Consider the following 21,227-nt stretch of genomic DNA (forward strand, 5'->3'; position numbering starts at 1 on the left):
TTATTCAAAATTTTATGATGTATTTATGAATGCTCCGTCAGCTCACGCCAAATTTCCTCTGTCTGAATATGTTTCTGCATTCTGCGGATCTTCTATTTCAGTGTGGTTACGATCAGTTTACTTTCCAGTGCAGCTGCTATCAGATCCTCTTTACAGCTGTATCCCGCCTTGGCGATCATTTCCTGAAAATTCCATCTTACCCCTGAAGCAGAGCAGTCCATCTTCCTTGCGATCTCGGAATATGACATCCCGTGAATATACAGGCGCAGCATCTCCAGCTGTCTGGGACTGATATCACCGCTTGTGATCCAGTTAAGTTCCACCCTCGGTGACACATCCGGAAATACATGCTCCCCATTTAACGTTCTGTAGATCACACTCCGTATTTCCTCTTCACCGTGATCCTTATACCAGAGACTGTCTGCGCATCCGCTCTTTGCCCTTTCCAGCACCTTGGGATCGATCAGCGAAGTAACAACCAATACCTTTGTATATGGATATTTTTCCCTGATGATCTTTCCAGCACTCAGCCCATCATGATTATGAAATGTCTGCACATCCATAAGCACAAGATCAATTGCCGAGTAAGAGCAGATCTTTACAGCTTCACAGGCATCCGAAACTGTCTGAACATGTCGGAATTCCGGTTCCCGCATAATAATACTTTCAAAATACTTCTGCATGATCCTCTGATCTTCTACTATCAGTATCCGTACCATAGACTCCCATCCTTTCTGTCAGTGGCATTTTCAACACCAGACAAAACTCCGGCGAAAAAGAAACCTGCATAATACATTTCTCTGACTCCGCAGCTTTTCTCAGTGCAGACAGACCACCACCTTCTTCTGCATTTTTTTCAGGTGCATCTCCATCATTCGTTATCCGGATGCTGTATTCATTTGCACCTTTGTCTATCTTCACCAGAACCGTACTGCCATGGGCGTGTCTGGCACAATTTGTCACACATTCACGGATCGCTCTGTCTGTCAGCAGCCTGTAGGAGGGATGCTGAGGTAAATTTCCGCTGATCTGAACATAAATTCCAAGCTCTTCTGCATGCCTGATCGTATCCGCACATAATTCTTCCATATTCTCAACAGAAGAATCTGTAAGAATATAGACCAGATGCTTTAATGCAGATAACTGTTTATCCATTTTATCCTGCTTTTCTTTTCTTTCCAATATCCTGCGTATTGACAGAAGGCTTCGGCCAAAATTGTCATGAACCTGCATTTTCATGGCAAGTGTCTCCTGCTCTCTTATTTTATCTCCTATTTTTTCATACATTTCCTCCAGCTTATGATTCAGGATTTCCAGCTTTTCATTATTTGCTCTGATCTTTTCACCATTGTAATAAATTTCTGATACATTAACTGCCACTGTCTGCAGATATCCTGCACAATCCGGCTCCTGCAGACGATATTCCTGAAACATCCAGACGGAAGCATCCGGAAAATAAAATACATTACTGTCGCTGCTTAATCTGCGAAGTCTCTTTGCTTCGGATCCTCCATCTATTACTTTCCGCAATACCTCATAATCCTGCAGATAGGAGCCTGTCATTATCCTGCTCAGCTCCTGCATCTTGGTATTGCACAAAACGATCCTTCCAAGCGGATCCGAAAAACACACCCCGCAGGGAACATCATCAACAGCTTCATTCACAGACCAGTAAGACAGAGAATGATGATATCTGCGTCTCTCTCTCCAGATTGCTCTGAAAAGATAAAACACCAATACCACCATCGCTGCCATCAAAACGCTGACCGGACACCCCCGGAGCATTGGCTGATATGCGCTTTCCCCATGACAATATCTGTGATCATTCATCAGAGATCCCATAAGCATAAAAGAAACTGCAAAAACAGTCACTGCTGTTATAATTTTCTTTTTCCCGTAAAAACAGGTTATCCTTATCAACAGAAGGATCAATTCCAGAATCAGGCAGATTTCAAGAAGGATCATCAGAAAATCCTGCATTGCCATACTGCATTCCGCAAAATCAGTCATCTTCCGCCTCTCTTTCTGCATACGATACATCCGATAAACCATTCGTTTTCATCTTCCTGCTGCACATCTAATTCCGGTCTTTCTGACATTAATCCCCGCAGATCTTCTTCTGCTACAATATGAACTGAAATACGCAGAGCATCATCGATCTGCGACACACGATAAAAAACAGACTGCATTGTATCAAACAATCGTTCCACAAGCCATTCAAAGGTATCATAGCATTTCAGTATATCATCTGCATTCAGCTGCACTTCACCATTTTCGACATAATAAGCCGCCCGGATCTTACATAATTTTAAGCTGTCACAGGATTCCGCCAGACTTTGTCTGAGATCCTCCATCGTAAGCAGATTTCCATCTGATGCATATTGTGTCAATACCAGATTTTTTCTTCTCTTTAAATATGTACCAACAACCACGATCTTTCCCAGGATCCGGTCATAGTGTTCCCTTGACTCCGTTCTTTCCAGCTCATCCATCAGCTGTGACAGCAATTCCAGCTGCCCAGCTGTCTGATTCTGTATCATGTTCAGCAGCCGGTTCTGTTCTTCTGTTTTTCTCCGCTCAGCCTCTTTCTGATAGGTTTTCTGCAGCAGACGATTTCTGGCAGTCAGCTCCTCCTGCTGTTCCCTGATATCCTGATACTGATCCAGAAGCACCGAAATATCTTCTGACCAGAACAAATGTCCTCCTCTTATAGGAATATGGTTGATCCGGATTCCCTGTTCCTGTACAGCTGATCTGTTTATTACAATTTTACGCAGTTCCGGTGACAGCTCCGGAAAATCACCGGAATGATAATAACGCTGAAAAGAATCATCCGTAATCTCTGCATCCAGTCCTCCGGAGGTCTGGAATAATTCAAAATATCGATTATTTGTCTGTATCAGGCCGCATAATATACACCCCTGATAAATTGCCGCCATTAAAAGGCAGCATACTGCTGTCATATCCCCGGCAATTGTTTTGATCAGGGGCAGACGGAGTAAATTCCCGATATTCCATCCCAGCAGCAATATTCCCGGAATGACAGGCAGCCAAAATTGCTTCCTTCCCGGAATCCTGCTTTTTCTGATCAGCATAATTTCCATCCATATCAGGCAAAATATGATCCATCCCTGGATCACTATAAAAAGAATACCATAGCTGTAATCTCTGTCCGAAAACGGAGGCCGCCCGGAAAACCGAAACACCAGCTGATGCAGGTCATTTGTAAAAACACAGACGATCATAATCACCGCAAAAACCAGCAAAACAATAATTTTTCTGCCCGTTTTCTCGCCGTCCTTTTCACCAAGAAACATCGCTGCTGCCAATCCAAGGACCGGTATCAGGATCATCGGGATATAATACAGATACCAGCAGATATGTTCTCCAAGCGGATCATGAAGAATATGAAATTTTACCGTCCGCACAAAGAACCAGAATACCATCAGACAGCCAATTGCAGTCAGGCATCTGCGCGTTTTTCTATGCACTACATGCTTTTCCAGATAGATCACCCAGGCACAATACATTCCCAGATAAATACAGTTACGACACTGATCTGCCAGATTTCTCATAAAAACATTTTCCGGTCTTACCAGCCTGCAGAAATACGCCAGCAATACACTTATCAGGATTCCTCCATACGACAGTGCCCTTTTTTTATTGTATGTCATGAAAATTCCTCTCTCATTAATACATTCCTGTGACAAGTATACTATAAAACTCTATTTTATTATATAGTTTTCAGAGAAATCATCCATTCTCAACCCTGTTGTCACAAACAGAGTGAACAATTCTGTCCACTCTGTCTATCATCACTCAAAATGGTCTTGGCTGGCCACAGTATTCGCAGAACCTTCCGGTATTCTCTGCACCGCACTGACATTTCCACAAACCGCCGGGCTGCTGCATTCCCGACTGCTGCATTCCGTTGTTCATATTCATTCCCGACTGCTGCATTCCACTATTCATGTTCATTCCGGGCTGCTGCATTCCATTGTTTATATGCATTCCAGGCTGCTGCATTCCGTTGTTCATATTCATCCCGGACTGCTGCATTCCATTGTTCATGTTCATTCCGGACTGCTGCATTCTGTTGTTCATATTCATCCCGGGCTCCTGCATTCCATTGTTCATGTTCATCCCGGGCTGCTGCATTCCATTGTTCATGTTCATTCCGGACTGCTGCATTCCACTGTTCATGTTCATTCCGGACTGCTGCATTCCGTTGTTCATGTTCATTCCGGACTGCTGCATTCCACTATTCATGTTCATTCCGGGCTGCTGCATTCCATTGTTTATATGCATTCCAGGCTGCTGCATTCCGTTGTTCATATTCATCCCGGGCTCCTGCATTCCAGCCGCATTTGGTGTCAAAGCGGCTATGATCTGATGACCTGTCTGCTCCACTTCCATCAATTCGCCTCTGTTATCGCTGCTTATGGAAAAAGTATTCAGACGAAAATCCATATCATCAAACCATGGAGTTTTTACTTTAATACGCATAGTATAATCAAATTCATACTTATATACCGGTGGCTGATAGCTTACGGTTTCTCCATCCTTTGTTGTATATGTTTCCTCGTTCTGCTGTCGCTCTACATCAACTCTGCACTGCACAACAGCGGATAAAGGAACTATGTCCGGATTTTCATTGACATCCAGCTTCCGTGCAACAGTAAAATTCCCCTTATTATCATCAATAAAAACATTATAATTTCTGGTATTGATCTGACGGGTTATACAAAAATCCATTACGGCTTTTTTGTTTTTTTCACGATATTCCAGTTGACGTTTGATATCCTCTACCGTACTGTGCCGCCGGTCTTCAAACCATGGTGATAATTTTTTTGCACAATCCTTACACAGATTTCCGTCATCCAGTTTTCTGTTTCCCAATAAACCTATTTTCTCTCCGCAGATATCACAGATCTTCTTATCAAATAAACCCATACCCTATCCTCCTTCTTTTTATAGTTGTGTTTTTGTTTATCTACATTATGCGTGAATGCTTCAATATTTGCACTAGCACCTCTGACAGTAACTGAACTCATCTCCACATCAATGGCAGGATTGTATCTGAAACAACAAAAATTATAATTCAAAAGCAATATCTTTATGCGCATATGTCCCACCATATTTTCCACGTTTTACATATAATCCTATAGCATTTGTTTTATTAATCCATTCCGAAATACTTGGTGTAAAAGTCAATAATCCGACCTGCTTTTTAAAGTGTTCAGATTCGAACACTTTAAATTGAGGATTATATATTTGCTCCCATACTGACAAATACTCTAATGTACCACGGTTTCTCAACCAATTTCGTACTACATCTGCCGCTCTGGCTGAATCCGATTTTGCTTTTGCAATGTCCGTAATACAAATATAATCATCCAGTTCTTGTTTTGAAATTGAAATTGCTACATCTTGTACATTAATTATCCTATTCTTCATTCACTTCTTCCTTTCCTGCAAATTTTTCCATTTTTATCCTATATGCTAATAATCTAAAAACATAATCTGGCATTTTTCTTGTTCCTCTTTCCCATTCCGTTACAGTTCTGTAAGGAATTCCGAAATACTCACAGAATTCTTTTCTGTTCATTCCAGTACTTTCGCGTAATTCTTTTATTTCATCTTTTATTTCCATATTAATCCCGTCTCCCAATATACACATTGTGTATATATCATAACATATTTTCCTATAAGTACAATATTTTAATCTGGCAGGCTCCTTTCCAAACAGAGTCTCCCCGAGGATGTCAAGTCATTGCTACAAAAAATATGCGGCTTTTTTACCACGAAAATGGCTTAAAACCGCATATTTCTGTATAGAGGACGTTATATAATTGTCACAAAGTAGGTGGGGAGGATGTAACGTCATTGCTACATCTTTTCTATCCTAATGCGTCAATATTTATTCCTACTTTCGCAAATAAAAATTGTAGCAACACATGCATTTGCGTATCTGGATTATCATAATATCTGTTTTCTTTTGGCGTTTTATTTGCCTCTTTACCCTGATTATCCTCTGATATTTTTTTACCCCTTTGAATTGCATTCTTTATATCAGATAATCCGATTTGATTGACTATTTCCGTTACCCTTTTTTCTTTTTTTATGTTTGCATCTGCTGCTAACCCAAAAACTTGTCGTAATTTATCAGCATATGCATCCTGATTTTGTACTATATCAAAATAGTCTTCTTTATGAAGAATCAGCCATAAATCAAAACAATAATTTGTATATCCTAATTCAATCTTATTTTCTATTGCCAAATCTATTGCTTCTTCATACTTATCCTTTTTTCCGTCATAATCAAAAACAGATACTTTGTTTTCCTTACCAATAGATTTCTGAATAGTTCGTTCTACCACACACTTAGGATTTCCGCCATATGGTTCCGCATAATCAAATACTAAATCATGCGTTCTTTCTTCAACGCAATTCACTAATTCTGCTACTTTATCAAAATATATTCTTTCCTGGTTTTTTCCCTCACATCCTACAATGCAGAGGAATTGTGGTCTTCGTATTTTATTGTTCTTTGGACGATTCAAGATTATTCGCCTCTCTTTCCAATATGTGCTTAAATGCAATTTCCAAATCCATATGTGGCAATGCTCCATATTTTCCATTCAAATAATTTTTTAATATTCTTTCTTCTGGACGTAATTTGTAATCTGCTAAAGAATATATCTCGCTCACCATATCATTCCTTCGCTTTTCAACCATTACAATTTGATCATGTCTAAGCAATTCACCGTCTAAATATATTGGATTATGCGTATTGAAAATTAACTGAGCATTATTTTTATTGATATCTTTATTGTTAAAAATTCTTATCAGCGATACAACAATTTCAAAATGCAATGAAGCATCCATTTCATCCAAAACAATGACCCCGCCATTATCTAAAACATCTATAAACGGTTGTAACAATCTAATCAAATGGATAGTTCCTCTCGATTCCATCAGCTCTGAATCTACAATCATGGATATTGCATATTTTTTTTGTGGTTGCTCATCTTTTCTTAATGGTACTTGATACATTGAACACATAGATAATTCATCATTATCTGTTTCTGCCATAAATCCAATTTTTTGATTTCCAAACTCAGCTATATTCATAACTTCTTTAACTGAGGCACTTTCGAAAATATTTCTACGAATATCTTTACCTGGTTTTTTATTAAATATCGTCTTTAAGTCTTTTTGTCTAAAATTCATGTCATTTGCATTCATAATAACATTAAATTTTTCAAACCATAAATTAAAATCCTCAAAATATTTTTTATCAAACAAATTGCTAATTGCACCTGCTACAACTAACTTTTGTTTATCCAATGTCTGGTTCAATTTGTGAATCAAGCGTTCAGAAAAATCCGCATCATCCTTATTAATATAACCTTTTTTTACTAATTTCTTTACATCCACATAAATTTGATTTTCATCATCTCGTGAAAAGAACAAGTCATCATTAACATAAAGAACCTCTTCTTCAATTTTATATACATCAATATCCGTAAACTTAATTCCGTATCTATAAATATTATTTTGAGTGGAAAATGTAATTTCTAAAGAAACCGGATCATACCAACTTGTATCTCTAATAAAAGATAACATACTTTTATAAGATTCCAGCTCTTTGCAATTTAAGGTTCCTTTCATAACCATTTTTTTTAATATATCCATTGCCAACACAATGTTGGATTTTCCACATGCATTTGCTCCATAAATGACAGTCATTGGTAATACTCTTAACTTATTACCATTTACACTTTTATCTATCACATAATCATTATGCGTTTTCTGTTTACTTGAAAGCATTGTAAAAAAAGTCTCATCTTTAAATGACCTAAAGTTTTCCATTTTAAAGTTTAACAACATTTTTTTTGCATCTCCTTTCCATTTCTTTATATAATTATACATCATTATTGCTTTTTATCAACAATTTTATTGTTATTATATGCTAATTTGTTGCTATTTATACTCCACCTCCACTCTCCCGTCATCATACACATATATTCCCTGCACATATTCTTCCAGCATCTCTCGTGTCAGATTCTCATAGCCTAAATACTTCAACATTTGCTCCACCGGAACATTCTTTTTCATCAGGATTTCTTTCTCGTCGTTTATCAACTCATCCAGTTCCTGTACACGTTTCTGCAGTCGTTCTCTTTCTTCTTCCAACTGCTTCTTGGCTTCCATAAACTGGTTCTGGTTCATCTGTCCCTCGTGATACTTCTCATAGTTCTGGCGGTTCTGGATTTTTATTTGTTCTTGACACTTTTCACAATCTGCACTTTCCGTCTTATAGGCTTCTATACTGTCCTCATGCTGTTTTCTCATGGATTGCTGCATCTGTTCTTGGCTGATATTCTGACGTAAGTAAGCCTTTATTTCTGCCAGCACGATATGCTCCAGCATTTTGTTATCCGCTTTCCCGGCGAAACATCCTGTATCTTCTTTTCCTTTACTGTAAGCACAGCTATAAAGAATATGACCATGAATCGGACTGCTTGAAGTCAGGCTTCTGCGACAATTCCCGCATTTTACATAGCCACCTAATAGTGTTGTTTCCCTGTCAAATTTGCTTTTCTTGGTGTATCTGATCTGAAGGGACTGTGCTTTTTCAAAAACTTCTTTTGATACAATCGGCTCGTGATGATTTTCCATCACTTTCCACTGATTTCTCGGTACCGGTACTTCTTTCCCAGTTCCGGGATCTGGAATCTTTGTTTTTCCATAGACCATACAGCCTATATAAGTTTTATCATCCACAATCTTCCGTATCATATCACTCGTCCACTGCAGTCCTCTTGATGCAGCTTTCTTGCTGTCTGATTTCTGTCGTCTACTCATAGACTGCAAGGGAGTCAGTACCCCCTCTTCATTAAACAACCGACAAATCTCCATCTTTGAATATCGCTGATTGGTCAGTTCAAATACTCTGCGAATCACTTCCGCTTCGTCCTCTACAATCACCAGTTCTTTCTTATTTTCTGGATTGATTCGATACCCATAAGGTGCAGAACCACAACAATACTCACCTTTTCCCCGTCTGGTGTTGACTGCTGCCTTTACCTTTACAGACTGATCTTTCACATAGAAGTCTGCGATCAATCCTTTAAACTGTACTTCGATGTCTGAACTCTTTCCTTTATAATCTTTAGAATCATATCGGTCTGAGATAGAAATGAATCGTACTCCCAGGAATGGAAAAATCTGCTCCAGATAAGTTCCCATCTCAATATAGTTTCTGGCAAAACGTGAAAAATCTTTTACCACAATGCACTGCACTTTATTCTCTCTGGCAAGCTCCAAAACCTGTTTAATTGCCGGACGCTCCATACTAGAACCAGAATATCCATCGTCGTAGAACTCCTGAAATGGCATAGAAGCCAGTTCCGGAATATTGGAAATATAATCTTTTACCAGTTTTCTCTGATTGATAATGCTGTTGCTTTCTCCCTCTGAATCATCTTCCATAGAAAGACGGTAATATCCAATAATCAGTTTCTGATTACTCATATTCTACCGCCCCCTTAAACCCGAAGTTGATTTCCAGTCTGTTATCACCATATAGATACATACTTTCAATCAGGCTCTCCGCAAGTTCCGCATTGATTCTGGTTGTCCCATCCAGTTCCAACAGACTTCGTAAAAATCTGGCTTCTTTTTTCTGCTGTTTTTCCAGTTTACGTATAGTCTGCTCCAGAGACTTCTTCCTCTCTTCACAGAACACTTTCCAGTTATTACGGTCATCTTTCATTTCTATATAGGCTTCTTTGGAAAGTTCGCCCTCTTTATATTGCATAAATGCCTGTGCCAGTTTTTCTGAACGTCTTTCCATATCTGCATCCAGTTTCCTGATCTCTGCTTGAATTTCTTTGATTTTGGTAAGAAATACTGCACTGCTTATAGCAGACATATCCTTTTTCCGTAAGTCAGATAACTGAAACTGTCTGGTCAGCTCTGAACGGACAATTTTCTGCAGCTTCTCTTCGGAAATAGATTTGTGACTACATTTTCTTTCATCCCGATACCAGGCAGCATTGCAAAAGTAATACACATTGCCTCTGTATCTACGTGTACACATTTTTCGCTTACAATCTCCACAATACAATACATTGTAAAATGCTCTTTCATCCTCTTCCCATCCTACTGTAGTTTTTGTTGCTTTCTGTTGTGCTACTTTTAACCTGACCTGTGCTTTGTCAAACAGTTCTCTGCTGATAATCGGCTCATGAGCATTTGGCGTAATAATCCACTGACTCTGGTCCAGTATGTCACACCATTTTTCACCTCTTTGAAATCTGGATTCGTATTTTCTCTGAACCAGATCACCATAATAATTATTTCGATTTAAAACCGCACGTATCGAAGAATTTCCCCACTGATGAAGATTCTCTCCATCCTGACAGTACACATGATGATATTGGTTATAGTCCGAAATCCGATGTACCCTATCCTCAAACAGCCTGTCAATAATGCTCTGTATGCCATCTCCCGAAGCATATTCTTCAAAAATCCTGCGGACAATCTTTGCAGCTTCCGGTTCCACAATCAACTTACAAATTCCATTTATCTTTTCCACACAATATCCGTATGGAGCTGTAGATCCCACATATTCACCGTTTTTTTGTGCAATACGTTTCGCCGCCCGTTCTTTTGCGGAAATGTCTTTTGCATAAGCATCATTCACCAAATTCTTGATATTCATGGATAATTCCTGATTCTTAGCACCCGGTGCAAATGAATCATAGTTGTCACATACAGAAATAAATCGCACTTTCATAAAAGGAAGAATCTTTTCCAGATAGTTACCAGTTTCAATGTAATTTCTTCCAAATCGTGAGAAATCCTTTACCAGAATACAGTTTATTTTACCTGCCCTGACATTATTCATCATCCGTTCAAATCCCGGTCTGTCAAAATTTGTTCCGGTTTTTCCCAAATCAGAATAAATATCATATACAGCAATCTCATACTCTTTGTCCGGATTTTCATTATGCTTCTGAATGAATTCTTTTATCAGCGTAACCTGTGTTTCAATAGATTCTGACTTTTTTTCATCATTGTCTACGGATAATCTGGCATAAATTGCAGCCATACATACCGGAATACCAGGAATCTTCTTCTCTGTGTTTTTCTTATATCTTTTTGCTGTTCTTGCCATTTATCCCACCTCTTTCCTGCACTCTGTCCTGTGTTCCGCATAAAACCGTCTTATGACTTTCATCTTCTCAATCATATCCTGATAGCGGATGTGAATTTTAATTTGCTTGTTTTCATAAATATAGATTTTATCTACGGTCAGTGCCAGCAATGTGCGATCCAATTCTTTGATTTCCAGTGATTTCTTCCAGTCCTCCAACTGAACAGTTGCAGACACTCCACCCTCAAACATTTGCTTTACCAGTTTTTTCTGGTTTTCAATCATCTGCTCCAGTTCTTCACATTTTCTTCCGTAACTTTCCCGAAAATCATCGAACTCCTCTTTGCTGATCAATCCCTCTTTCAAGTCATCACCCAAAGATGCTTTCAGGCTGTAATAACGGTTATATTCTTCCTGCAACTTACTAATCTGCGTATCATAACCGATTACCTGATCGTAACTGACTTTCATTTCACAAAGTTCTTCCATAATCATCTGATAGTCTACGAAAAGTGCCGTATATGCCTGAATCTCTTTCAATACAATCCTTTTCAGCACCTCTTCCGGAATACTGTGTCTGGTGCAATCTCCACCTTTATTTTTTGTCTGGCAAATATAAAAGGCTTTTTTCTTTCCCTTATACTGATTTACCCTGCGTATCATCGGTGTATGGCAATCTCCGCAAAATACAAAACCTGAAAAAAAGTTTGCACTGTCCGATGTTTTCGATGCCCTGCCATCATACTGAAGTAGCTTCTGCACCACATCAAAATCATTCTGCCTGATTATTGCCGGATGCGTATTTTCTACTTTCACCCACTCTGATTCTGGCTTATCCAGACGTTGCTTTACCTTATAGCTGATTCGTTCCTGCTTGCCTTGCACCATGTTTCCAATGTAAACCTCGTTGATCAGAATCCTTTTAATCTGCACTGCCGACCATTTCGGTGTGTCTGAGCTGTGAAATCCAGAATTGTAATTCTCGCCATTTGCCTTTTTATATTCTTTTGGCGACTGCACATGACGTACATTCAGTTTTTCTGCGATTGCTCCAAGACTGAATCCATCAATTTTCCACGAAAATATTTTTCTTACAATATCTGATGCATAAGAATCAATCACCAGACAATTCTTATTCTCTGGATCTTTGCAGTAACCATACGGGGCAAACGCTCCAATAAATTCACCTTTTTCACGTTTGATTTTCTGGTGGCTTCGCACTTTACCGGAAATGTCCCGACAATAGCTTTCATTTACGAAATTTTTGATTGGAACTACAAATGACTTCTCTGAAAAATCTGCTGTTTTACTGTCAAACTGGTCTGTAACTGAAATAAAACGCACATTTAAAGCCGGGTAGGTCTTTTCGATCCATCGCCCGGCTTCTATATATTCTCTTCCGAATCTGGATAAGTCTTTTACAATCACGCAATTTACTTTTCCAGCTTCTATATCAGTTGTCATTCGTTTAAACTCAGGTCGATCAAAATTTCCTCCTGAGTATCCGTCATCCACATATATATCAAAGATCTGAATATCCGGCTGGCTTTTTACAAAGCTCCGAAGTAACTCTCTCTGATTTGCAATGCTGTTGCTCTCTGACTTCGCACCGCCCTCTTCCATATCATCTTTCGATAACCGAAGATACAATGCAGCATCGTACATATCTGGCATATTCATTTGCATCTGTTCCATTTTACATCGCTCCCAACTTACTTATTCCATTGAATTTGAAGTCAGAAACCATGTATCACGTTCATTTTCCCTGACTTCACATTAACATAACATCTGTAGCTTCGCAAGATATTTTTTCAAGACTTGCATCTAATACATCAACTCCGTTCTTTTTCTTAGATAATCACTGATCGCATCTGTAGCATCCATTTCTCCTGTCATTTCCACGACTACCACATACCCTTCATTCATGTGAGCATACGGCTGATCGCCAGATTTATCCAGAAAAGTTTCCACTTTTTCAGAAATAGCTTTATCCATATCAGGAATTAAATCTTCAATGTCCTTTAACTGCTCCAGATCAACACTGGAGTCTATTACTGACTGATTCACCATGATGCTCACCTCTTTTCCAACATATTCTTTGTATCAGTTGTCCTATACCTGCAATTTTCTCAATTGCATCACCTTACCTTTTCGTATTTTGTTCTCACAGTTTATCTATTGTTATAGCATTGCATATTCCGTTCGGCGTGTTGGCTTCCATTCGTATAATCTGCTGTCAGCGTTACTGCCAACCTCTATCAGAATATTTCTGAATGCTGGTAGCTTCTTCGCAAACTTACCAGCCGTTTCCGGAGTATCTTTGACGCTCGCCCGTAAAATCCTTTACAGGGTTATGGCATCTGTGGAATCAGATTATACAGCTCATGTAATTTTCAAGGTACAAAAGAGAGTTTTTTGAATATCCTTTCACTTATTACAGCCTAGAAACACCAAAATGTTGTTCTCTTCAAAAAAATCCTCTCACTAATAAAGCCTGACAGAAGGATTTTACAACCTCATTTTGCAATAATTTGCAAATAGTATTTATCCTCATCTGTACATTCGCTTTCATGCGAATCTTTATCGTACTGCCATTTTAATTCGCATTCATGCGAATGTCAAGTGTTTTATTCGCTTCAATGCGAATCTTTCTGTTTACATTCACTGTTTTTGATAGTAAAATGGATTTATCAAAAAGAAAGTGGGAAATCTGATATGACAATCGGTGATAAAATAAAAAAAATCCGGACATTCCGGAATATGACACAGGCAGAACTTGGTGCTGCTCTCGGTTGGGGTGATAAAGGAGCAAACCGTCTTGCCCAATACGAAACAAATTACCGGGTTCCTCGCAAAGATCTGGTAACTGAAATGACTAAGATTCTGGATGTAAATCCACTGGCACTACATGAGCCTACGACTATGGATGCTTCTGAACTTATGGAAATCCTGTTCTGGATTGATGAATTTAACCCGGCAGCTATCAATCTCTTTCAATTAGAAACTTATCCGGGTGAAAAATGCAATTCTAATGAGGATACTGCTGTCCGTTATCATGATTCTGATAGCTGGCCAGCTCATCCACCTGTCGGCATGTGGTTTAATTATGGGGTTCTCAATGATTTTATGAAAGAGTGGGTTCTCAGAAAGAAAGAATTAAAATCTGGCGAAATTACCAGAAATGAATATTTTGAATGGAAAATCAACTGGCCGCAGACCTGTGATGGGTGTGGGAAATTTGAGCCAAAAAGGCAGTGGCGATCTGTTAATGCTGAACTTAGTGAAACTTAGCAAAACTTAAATTTATTATGTTTTTTCTCGTTAGTCAAAGAGAAGGCACTGTAAAACCAATAATTCAGTGGTTTTCAGTGCCTTTTTTCATATTGCTCTATTGAATTTTCCTCATCCAGCCTATATAAGTGAAACTTAGCGAAACCTAAATTATGCCCAATATGGAATATACTTTTTATATCTTGGTGCAGTATCTGGATCCATTACTTTAATATAGCCTCCGTCAACAGCACTGGTAAGAAGTCGAGATGCTTTAGCTTTCTCTTTTTCTCCTAATCCAAATATTTTTCGAATATCTGAGTTAGAAATCCCCTCAAAATTGACATATGCCAGACATGCCTGCATATAACAAGTACGCATCCGATCTTCTTTCGTGGTTAATTCAAACGGTACTTTCGCAAACAATATTGCTTTTGTAAATTGATTGTTTTGATTTTCAATCCTCGGTGCAAGTAATTCATTTTTGCCGGTTGCTTCAACAAGCTTATCATATCCACTGCCACGTTCCTCACAGATACCACATTTATGCATAAATCCGGCAATATTTTCATTTCTGGACACCGGCACCGAATCTACAATTCTTTCAATTGCTACCAGTGGTGCACCAGCATTTGAAAATTCAATTCGATTTTTAAACACTTCTACCATCGGATTTGTACCTCTTTGCTGCAGATCCTGATGTATCATAGCATTTGCCAACAACTCACGGATAGCAATTTCCGGAAAACTGACAACAGATTTCCTTGTTGCTTCTACAATAACCTCTTCCTGCGGAATAATTGTCATAATATACTGCACGATTTCTTCATGCGAAAATGCATAGCCCGCACAGAACTCTTTTTCTCTGATAGCATCCAGTCTGGAATTCTCCTTATACCATATCACCCTCACAGTTCTTCTATGCAAAGATTCAAATTTCTTCAAATCCTTTGCGATCATCAATGCTCCCATATTCGTGATATCCCATGTACCAGCATCATTTCTCTTTATGAACTTTTCATGCTGTAAATCTTCCAATACTTTATCCCGATTTCTCGGAATTGGCATTTCCAGTTTATCATAATACTTTGAGTAATCCAATAATAACACCATTTCATCTTCATCTAAATTTCCCATCGCAATTCGAAGTTCATATGGTGTAGAATCGAATGTTCTCCATAATTCTCTTTCTTTGTCAGGATACTCTTTTAAATTCTTTTTGTTCGTTCCAATTCTTATAAATTCCCCACCAGCGAACTGTACCGGCTGTTTTTCTGCACAAGGAATCTCCATCAGCACAACCATTCCTTCATCCATCGGGACCTCAAAAAATCGGAAATTAATTCTTGGTGAAAGCATTCTGGAAAGCCATGCTTCCAATTCCTCATTTCCCTTTTTCATTTTACGATATTGAAATTCAGTTCCAACAATTTTATGCGTTGCATCATCTACACCCCAAACCAAATATGCTTTAGGTCGTTCGCATAGTGCTGCTGAATTACTTAATGCCGAAATATATTCACCAATCATTTGAGGTTGCTTATTGTTACATTTAAATTCTACCCACTCAGTCTCGTTCGGAAGCTTTACAAGCTCCCGAACAAGACTCTGCAGATACTCTACTGATCGTATTGCCATAATGGCAAGTTACAAGGTGATTTTCCACGTGTAAAACACAAGCCCTCCACCTACAATTTGTAAGCGAAGGGCTTGTATTATTTCATGATTGATCTAACTTTCAAATCAGATATTCAGCAGATCGCTGAATACTTTCAGTGCTCCATCTGTCTCATGTGCAAGAACACGTTTTGCAAGAACTTTACCAAGCTGAACACCTTCCTGGTCAAAGCTGTTCAGGTTCCACAGGAATCCCTGGAACATTACTTTGTTTTCAAAGTGTGCAAGGAGTGCACCAAGGCTTGCAGGATTTACCTGATCACCAATGATGATGCTTGACGGACGTCCACCTTCAAAGTTCTTATTGCTGTTTTCATCAGATTTACCACATGCAAATGCAACGATCTGAGCTGCAACGTTAGCGCAGAGTTTCTGCTGGCTTGTGCTGTCCTGGATCACTACATCTGTGCCCATCTGGTTATTTCTGTATCCGATGAACTGAAGCGGTACGATATCAGTTCCCTGATGAAGAAGCTGATAGAAGGAATGCTGTCCGTTTGTTCCTGGTTCTCCAAAGATTACCGGTCCTGTTACATAATTTACAGGATCACCGAAACGGTTTACAGATTTTCCGTTAGATTCCATATCAAGCTGCTGCAGATGTGCAGGGAAGCGGCTGAGTGCCTGTGAATATGGAAGAACTGCTGTGCTTGGATATCCAAGGATGTTTCTTTCATATACGCCGATCAGCGCATCCAGCATAGCCGGGTTCTGCATAACATCTTCGTTTTTAGCAAGTTTATCTTCTTCTGCTGCACCTTCAAGGAATTCTGCAAATACTTCCGGTCCGAATGCCAGAGATAATACAGCACCGCCAACTGCAGATGTGGAAGAATAACGTCCACCGATATAATCATCCATGAAAAATGCTGCAAGATAATCATCACTCTTAGCAAGTGGAGAAGTCTCACTTGTAACAGCGATCATATGCTTGGAAGCATCCAGTCCTGCATTTTTAAGAGCATCTTTTACGAAGGATTCATTTGTCAGTGTTTCAAGAGTTGTACCTGATTTAGATACCAGTACGAAAATGGAATGTGCAACATCAATAGAATTCAGGACTGCTGCTGCATCATCAGGATCTACATTGCTGATGAATCTGGCTTCCATTTTAAATTTGTCATTTTTCTTTGCCCAGTTCTCAAGTGCAAGGTACATTGCACGCGGACCAAGGTCACTTCCGCCGATACCGATCTGAACAACAGTTGTGAATTTTTCTCCTGCTGCGTTTGTAATCTCACCTGCATGTACTTTATTGGCAAAGTCAGCAATCTTCTGCTGCTGTTCTACATAGAAAGCACGTTTGTCAACGCCGTCAGCTGTAACAGTATCACCAAGCTGGCCACGTGTCAGCTGATAAAGAACGAGACGTTTCTCACCTGTATTGATCATTTCGCCATTGTAGAGAGCTGCGTATTTTTCAGTAAGCTGTGCTTCTTTTGCAAGCTTTTTGAGACCTTCAAGTACGTCGTCATCTACCTGTTTTGCAGCATAGTTATATGCAAGACCAGCAGCCATCGGTACGCTGTATTTTTTAACACGTTCTGCACCATTTTCTCCGGTCATAGCTTCTACAAGGTTTACTTTCTTTACATTTGAAAGTTCTTTGAAAGATTCAAGAGTATCCAGGTTGTTCCAGGTACTCATAATAAGATTCCTCCTTAAAATTAGATGTTCCCGCTGTTTTCAGGATTCGTTTCAATCTCTTTGATTATAATATCAAATGAAGGTAAATTCAAGTCTGCAAACGGAGGTGTGGATATTCTCTCTATAAAATCAACGCCCTTTTTCCCTCATCTGGATCGTACACCTTAAAAAAATTACAGAGAAAGCTCCTACAATGCCATTCAACACTATAGGAACTTTCTCTGTAATTTTTTTTATTCTATTCTGTCGTTTGCCCTTTCACCAGACAAACATCCTTCAAAATAATATCTTCATGTAATTTTGCACCATTTATTTTCTTTAATAATACATCTACCAATGTATCTGCCAATTCTTTTATTGGCTGTGAAACATAAGTCATTGACGGATAACTTATCTTTGCAATCAGCGTTCCATCATATCCTACTGCTTTAAATTCATCAGGAATACACATTCCCCTCTCACCTGCACATTTTAACGCATTCATAATGATCAAATCTTCCGAAAACATTGCATCCATTTCCGGATATTCATCAAAAAGTTTATTCATTTGCTGATGATATTCTTCTGTTCTTTGTTTTGTATTCCAGATATAATCGATACATTTTACACCATTTTTCTTCAATGTTTCTGAAAAAACCCTATGACGATTAATAGAAGGAGATTTATCTGTTACAACAGCCGTTACATTTAAAACGCATTTGCAGTCATTCTTTATAATTTCATTTGCAGCCAGCAAACCACCCTTATTATGGTCAGAATAGATGGTTGGAATCTCTTCCGCAACTCGATAATCAAGTGCCACAATAGGAAGATCCAGATTCTGATATTCGGACTCTGCTAACATATGCGTTCCAAGAATAATACCATCTACCATATTTTCTCTCATCATTTTTATATAATCTCTTTCTTTATCTTCCGTATCTCCGGTATTACATAAAAAAAGTTTATAATGATGTTTATAAAGTTTTTTTTCGATGTATTTCGTTATTTCCGCCCAAAAAGGATGCGAGCTGTCAGGCACGATCAGACTAATATAATAAGATTTTTGTCTAAAAAGGTTTCTAGCAATCTGATTTGGGACATAATCAAGCTGATCAATTGCTTTATATACACTTTCGTATGTATCCTGTGATATATACCCTTTATTATTCAATACTCTTGAAACAGTTGTTACAGAAACTCCAGCCAGTTTGGCCACATCTTTAATATTTGCCATTCAATCCTCCGCGATTTTACAGATTCGCTTGTTTCTTTATATTATAACTATTTATTCATGTATTTCGCAAGCCAAACTCTACTTTTGCACACAAAATCTTCAAAATGCTCTAGTCAACCTCTTATTCTGTTTCTGCTCGGATCAATAATACCCTATTTTCCAACAATTTCTTTGAGAACACCCTGAACAACAGCTTTTACAAGTTCATCCTGGGATGGCTGGTCTAATACACCTTTTCCATTGCTTGAGAAAAGTATCATCTTCTTCATGGTTTCCTGTTTAACAGCCTCAACTGCCGCCGGAATCAAATCAATGATACCTTTATTCATACTTTCAAATTTGCGGAATTCAGCCTCTACTGCTGCCACATTGATATCCGTAAAAATATTGATCTTGCTTATACCTTCCTGAATCGCACGTTTGAAGTCGTTGTCTGTAAGTCCGGAACCGCCATGCAGAACAAGCGGTACATCTACTGTATGAGCAATGGTATTAATTCTCTCAAAATCAAGCTTTGGAGGCAACTTATATGCCCCGTGGGCAGTTCCTACTGCAATTGCAAGAGCATCCACACCTGTTTTGTCAACAAAGTCTTTTGCCATCCTCGGATCTGTATAGAAATCAGCCGGATTGATATGGGCGCTTCCCTCTGCAGAATCCGGGTTGTCACCTACATGTCCGAGTTCGCCCTCGATGGTTGCTCCATAAGAATGCGCGATGTCTGCCATTTCTTTAACTTTTCTTACATTATCTTCATAAGAATCTGTAGAGCAGTCATACATAATGGATGAGAATCCAAGTTCCAGAGCTTTCAGGCATGTTTCTTTCTTAAGGCCATGATCCAGATGAATAACTACCGGAACATTTGCTTTCTTAGCCATAGGAATAAGATAATAGGAAACCTCTTCCAGTGGTCCGTATGGAAGAAGTACTTCCGCAGTTCCCATGATAACCGGTGACTGAGAATTTTCTGCTGCTGCAATGATTCCTCGCGCCAGTTCCAGGTTTACCGCATTAAATAGTCCTACTGCATATTTTCCCTTTTTTGCCGGATAAAGCACATCATTCATATTAACTAACATTTTTTCTACCTCTTACTTTCTTTTTTCCCAACCTGCGGCAATCTTCTTCTGTACTTCATCAAGTGGAATGATTCCACTGAGCGCATCATAGGTCTGTACACAGAGCGCTCCGGTCGCTGTTGCAAGATGAAGAGCATCCTCCCAGCTTTTGCCTTCCAGGATAGCACTTAAGAATGCAGCAATCGTCGTATCTCCGGCGCCTGTTCCAGATGCGACTTTGTCTTTTTCTACGAAATAACTCTTCTCAAAAGCTTCTTTGACTGCCCATGTCTCCGCAATCTCTTCTCCGATTCCACCACCAATCTTCAGAAGCTGTTCCTTGGCTGCTGTGCGAAAATAGATGCCCGGTGTACCACATTTGATCAGGATAACTTTTGCACCATAGGAGAGAAGCTTATCTGCCAGTGGCCTGATATCTTTTTCAACATCAAGGAAGTTCGTTACATCTGAACCATTTGCCCTTTCGTTCCATTCATGATAACGGTCACGGTCCAGCATAATGCAGAGTTCTTCAACACTCGGCACAAAGAAATCAATGTACGGAATCACAGATTTCAGAACTTCGTTCCAATCCTGGGTACCTGCTTCTGTACTTTCTTCAAACATTGCCATATCAACAGAGATTGCAACTCCCTGTTCATGAACAGCCTTTAAAAGACGAACCAGTTCTTTGCCGCCATCAATATACATCTTCCGCATCAGCGATGGATAGCCAAAATGGAACAGATTTGCTCCTTTTACCTTTTCCAGATCGATATCATCCAGAGTAAATGTATCATTAGCACCTGAGCAGTGAAGGAAGATCCTGTCAATGCCTGCCGGTGCAAGGATTACAGAATAAGAAGTTCCGACTCCTTTTCTTACAATCATGCTCTCCGGAGATGCACCATATTTTTCCAGTTCGTTGAGAACCATCTGACCAAATGCATCATCTCCGACCATTCCCATTAGTTCTACATCTGCGCCAAGACGTTTCATGCCAACACCTGTGTTGGATACCGATCCGCCAAGACTTACTTTGGCCGCATCCATTGCGATTAGTTGCCCCGGTCTGAAAAGGTCTTTGATGTTTTTTTCTTCCTTGCTCTTAAAAGCCGGTGTAATATCCAAACAGATATGTCCGGCTGCAATTGCTTTCTTTATGCTCATGTTCTATCCTCACAGTTAT

18 protein-coding genes are annotated in these 21,227 nt (G+C 39.2%); 1 reads left to right on the forward strand and 17 read right to left on the reverse strand.

All coding sequences use genetic code 11. From position 1 onward, the window contains the following. Nucleotides 1-92: 92 nt before the first annotated feature. The 12 genes from GPK81_RS13525 to GPK81_RS13580 all read right to left on the reverse strand — a co-directional run bounded on the left by GPK81_RS13525 (nucleotide 93) and on the right by GPK81_RS13580 (nucleotide 13,237). Nucleotides 93-719 (reverse strand): response regulator transcription factor, encoded by a 627-nt coding sequence (locus GPK81_RS13525; RefSeq protein ID WP_178704724.1) that lies wholly within the window; start codon nucleotides 717-719, stop codon nucleotides 93-95. After that, on the reverse strand, nucleotides 667-2,010 hold the full coding sequence (locus GPK81_RS13530; RefSeq protein WP_252196657.1) for a sensor histidine kinase: 1,344 nt from the start codon (nucleotides 2,008-2,010) through the stop codon (nucleotides 667-669). The genes GPK81_RS13525 and GPK81_RS13530 overlap by 53 nt, the downstream gene beginning before the upstream one ends. Further along, a complete protein-coding gene (locus tag GPK81_RS13535; protein WP_215707210.1) occupies nucleotides 2,007-3,674 on the reverse strand; it encodes a histidine kinase N-terminal 7TM domain-containing protein in 1,668 nt (555 codons plus the stop codon). Before GPK81_RS13535 ends, GPK81_RS13530 begins: the two co-directional genes overlap by 4 nt. A gap of 145 nt (nucleotides 3,675-3,819) precedes the next feature. Beyond that, nucleotides 3,820-4,953, reverse strand: coding sequence for a DUF4428 domain-containing protein (locus GPK81_RS13540; RefSeq protein ID WP_215707211.1), 1,134 nt, complete (start codon nucleotides 4,951-4,953; stop codon nucleotides 3,820-3,822). A gap of 141 nt (nucleotides 4,954-5,094) precedes the next feature. Further along, on the reverse strand, nucleotides 5,095-5,457 hold the full coding sequence (locus tag GPK81_RS13545) for a KilA-N domain-containing protein (protein ID WP_252196658.1): 363 nt from the start codon (nucleotides 5,455-5,457) through the stop codon (nucleotides 5,095-5,097). After that, a complete protein-coding gene (locus GPK81_RS13550) occupies nucleotides 5,447-5,653 on the reverse strand; it encodes a helix-turn-helix domain-containing protein (RefSeq protein ID WP_118168764.1) in 207 nt (68 codons plus the stop codon). Before GPK81_RS13550 ends, GPK81_RS13545 begins: the two co-directional genes overlap by 11 nt. Before the next feature lie 247 nt (nucleotides 5,654-5,900). Beyond that, entirely contained in the window at nucleotides 5,901-6,563 is a 663-nt protein-coding gene (locus tag GPK81_RS13555; protein ID WP_008706409.1) for an RloB family protein, read from the reverse strand. After that, nucleotides 6,541-7,893, reverse strand: coding sequence for an AAA family ATPase (locus tag GPK81_RS13560; RefSeq protein ID WP_242972183.1), 1,353 nt, complete (start codon nucleotides 7,891-7,893; stop codon nucleotides 6,541-6,543). The genes GPK81_RS13555 and GPK81_RS13560 overlap by 23 nt, the downstream gene beginning before the upstream one ends. Nucleotides 7,894-7,986: 93 nt before the next feature. Beyond that, nucleotides 7,987-9,540, reverse strand: a complete 1,554-nt coding sequence (locus GPK81_RS13565) for a recombinase family protein (protein ID WP_101885100.1) — start codon at nucleotides 9,538-9,540, stop codon at nucleotides 7,987-7,989. Continuing rightward, nucleotides 9,533-11,188: a recombinase family protein gene (locus GPK81_RS13570; protein WP_101885099.1), complete on the reverse strand. Its 1,656-nt coding sequence runs from the start codon at nucleotides 11,186-11,188 to the stop codon at nucleotides 9,533-9,535. Before GPK81_RS13570 ends, GPK81_RS13565 begins: the two co-directional genes overlap by 8 nt. Further along, nucleotides 11,189-12,862, reverse strand: coding sequence for a recombinase family protein (locus GPK81_RS13575; RefSeq protein ID WP_215707212.1), 1,674 nt, complete (start codon nucleotides 12,860-12,862; stop codon nucleotides 11,189-11,191). It lies immediately after the preceding gene. 129 nt (nucleotides 12,863-12,991) lie between these two features. Next, a complete protein-coding gene (locus GPK81_RS13580; RefSeq protein WP_008369874.1) occupies nucleotides 12,992-13,237 on the reverse strand; it encodes a DUF6870 family protein in 246 nt (81 codons plus the stop codon). Between the two features lie 645 nt (nucleotides 13,238-13,882). On the opposite strand from GPK81_RS13580, the gene GPK81_RS13585 reads away from it, so the two are divergent. Next, nucleotides 13,883-14,458 (forward strand): helix-turn-helix domain-containing protein, encoded by a 576-nt coding sequence (locus GPK81_RS13585; protein WP_118590854.1) that lies wholly within the window; start codon nucleotides 13,883-13,885, stop codon nucleotides 14,456-14,458. A 150-nt stretch (nucleotides 14,459-14,608) separates the two neighbouring features. Here the strand turns inward: GPK81_RS13585 and GPK81_RS13590 are convergent, their stop codons facing one another. From GPK81_RS13590 to GPK81_RS13610, 5 genes are all read right to left on the reverse strand, one after another. After that, nucleotides 14,609-16,075, reverse strand: coding sequence for an RNA-binding domain-containing protein (locus GPK81_RS13590; protein WP_215707213.1), 1,467 nt, complete (start codon nucleotides 16,073-16,075; stop codon nucleotides 14,609-14,611). Nucleotides 16,076-16,180: 105 nt separating this feature from the next. Next, on the reverse strand, nucleotides 16,181-17,761 hold the full coding sequence (locus GPK81_RS13595) for a glucose-6-phosphate isomerase (RefSeq protein WP_021650655.1): 1,581 nt from the start codon (nucleotides 17,759-17,761) through the stop codon (nucleotides 16,181-16,183). Nucleotides 17,762-17,999: 238 nt separating this feature from the next. Then, complete coding sequence (locus GPK81_RS13600; RefSeq protein WP_215707214.1) at nucleotides 18,000-18,977, reverse strand: LacI family DNA-binding transcriptional regulator; 978 nt, start codon at nucleotides 18,975-18,977, stop codon at nucleotides 18,000-18,002. A gap of 152 nt (nucleotides 18,978-19,129) precedes the next feature. Further along, complete coding sequence (locus tag GPK81_RS13605) at nucleotides 19,130-20,059, reverse strand: class II fructose-bisphosphate aldolase (RefSeq protein ID WP_021650653.1); 930 nt, start codon at nucleotides 20,057-20,059, stop codon at nucleotides 19,130-19,132. 12 nt (nucleotides 20,060-20,071) lie between these two features. After that, the gene (locus tag GPK81_RS13610) at nucleotides 20,072-21,208 is read right to left on the reverse strand and encodes a carbohydrate kinase family protein (protein WP_021650652.1); all 1,137 of its coding nucleotides are present in this window, start codon (nucleotides 21,206-21,208) and stop codon (nucleotides 20,072-20,074) included. Between the last annotated feature and the right edge of the window lie 19 nt (nucleotides 21,209-21,227).

Source organism: Blautia sp. MCC283 (assembly GCF_018785565.1).
Taxonomy (GTDB): Bacteria; Bacillota; Clostridia; order Lachnospirales; family Lachnospiraceae; genus Blautia_A.

Excerpts from the sequence above, each read along its gene's own strand:
- GPK81_RS13565 (WP_101885100.1), bottom strand. The coding sequence starts at position 9,540 with ATGAGTAATCAGAAACTGATTATTGGATATTACCGTCTTTCTATGGAA.
- GPK81_RS13545 (WP_252196658.1), bottom strand. The coding sequence starts at position 5,457 with ATGAAGAATAGGATAATTAATGTACAAGATGTAGCAATTTCAATTTCA.
- GPK81_RS13600 (WP_215707214.1), bottom strand. The coding sequence starts at position 18,977 with ATGGCAAATATTAAAGATGTGGCCAAACTGGCTGGAGTTTCTGTAACA.
- GPK81_RS13560 (WP_242972183.1), bottom strand. The coding sequence starts at position 7,893 with ATGTTGTTAAACTTTAAAATGGAAAACTTTAGGTCATTTAAAGATGAG.
- GPK81_RS13575 (WP_215707212.1), bottom strand. The coding sequence starts at position 12,862 with ATGGAACAGATGCAAATGAATATGCCAGATATGTACGATGCTGCATTG.
- GPK81_RS13580 (WP_008369874.1), bottom strand. The coding sequence starts at position 13,237 with ATGGTGAATCAGTCAGTAATAGACTCCAGTGTTGATCTGGAGCAGTTA.
- GPK81_RS13585 (WP_118590854.1), top strand. The coding sequence starts at position 13,883 with ATGACAATCGGTGATAAAATAAAAAAAATCCGGACATTCCGGAATATG.
- GPK81_RS13570 (WP_101885099.1), bottom strand. The coding sequence starts at position 11,188 with ATGGCAAGAACAGCAAAAAGATATAAGAAAAACACAGAGAAGAAGATT.
- GPK81_RS13540 (WP_215707211.1), bottom strand. The coding sequence starts at position 4,953 with ATGGGTTTATTTGATAAGAAGATCTGTGATATCTGCGGAGAGAAAATA.
- GPK81_RS13530 (WP_252196657.1), bottom strand. The coding sequence starts at position 2,010 with ATGACTGATTTTGCGGAATGCAGTATGGCAATGCAGGATTTTCTGATG.
- GPK81_RS13590 (WP_215707213.1), bottom strand. The coding sequence starts at position 16,075 with ATGGCAATACGATCAGTAGAGTATCTGCAGAGTCTTGTTCGGGAGCTT.
- GPK81_RS13525 (WP_178704724.1), bottom strand. The coding sequence starts at position 719 with ATGGTACGGATACTGATAGTAGAAGATCAGAGGATCATGCAGAAGTAT.
- GPK81_RS13550 (WP_118168764.1), bottom strand. The coding sequence starts at position 5,653 with ATGGAAATAAAAGATGAAATAAAAGAATTACGCGAAAGTACTGGAATG.
- GPK81_RS13535 (WP_215707210.1), bottom strand. The coding sequence starts at position 3,674 with ATGACATACAATAAAAAAAGGGCACTGTCGTATGGAGGAATCCTGATA.
- GPK81_RS13595 (WP_021650655.1), bottom strand. The coding sequence starts at position 17,761 with ATGAGTACCTGGAACAACCTGGATACTCTTGAATCTTTCAAAGAACTT.
- GPK81_RS13610 (WP_021650652.1), bottom strand. The coding sequence starts at position 21,208 with ATGAGCATAAAGAAAGCAATTGCAGCCGGACATATCTGTTTGGATATT.
- GPK81_RS13605 (WP_021650653.1), bottom strand. The coding sequence starts at position 20,059 with ATGTTAGTTAATATGAATGATGTGCTTTATCCGGCAAAAAAGGGAAAA.